This is a genomic window from Lactobacillus sp. UMNPBX4, from assembly GCF_002554115.1.
GTDB lineage: Bacteria > Bacillota > Bacilli > Lactobacillales > Lactobacillaceae > Lactobacillus > Lactobacillus gallinarum.
Genome location: NZ_PCZF01000132.1, coordinates 1 through 594, shown reverse-complemented (window position 1 = coordinate 594; position 594 = coordinate 1). Strand labels below are relative to the sequence as shown.

1 protein-coding gene is annotated in these 594 nt (G+C 38.6%); it reads right to left on the bottom strand.

Features of this window, described 5'->3' with window-relative positions; all coding sequences use genetic code 11:
* Window positions 1-76: 76 nt before the first annotated feature.
* Window positions 77-594 (bottom strand): transposase (locus tag CP355_RS10040; RefSeq protein ID WP_143468947.1); only part of this gene is annotated, 518 nt, incomplete at its 5' end.

The following is a 594-nucleotide window of genomic DNA, read 5'->3' as shown; positions in this document are numbered from 1 at the left end:
AGTAAGCGTCAAATAAAATAGTGTACTTAAAAACCGTCCCAGTTACTGTTATACTGAGACGGTTATTTAAGTTCTTTTATTTACAATTCTTCTGGATCTTCTCTTGCCACGGTAAATAAGCTTCAAGGGTTTCCGAATCCAGAATCTCTTCATTCGGTAATTTCTGAAGCAAATAATTCAAGTACTTTTCAGGATCAAGGCCATTTCTCTTGGCAGTTTCAATTAAGCTTAGAATAAAGCCACTTGCAGTAGCACCCTCAAAACTTTGAGAAAATAACCAATTCTTCCGGCCCATGACGAGTGATTTTACAGCGCGTTCGGCCTTATTGTTAGATAATTCTAAATTGCCATCAAGCAAGACATGCTCAAAAGTAGCTTGATGCTTGAGGGTATAATTAATGGCTCTTCCCAATTTAGAGCCTGGCAAAACGGTGATTTTATTTTTCTCACACCAGTTGAAGAACTCTTGCATTAGAGGCTTGAGCTTTGCTTGTCTTAGCTGGTAACGTTCTTGTTTGCTCAAATTCTCCCAGGTTTGTTCTAAGTAAAACATGCGATTGCAGTAGTTGAGTCCTTTTTGGGCAAGGGACTTTT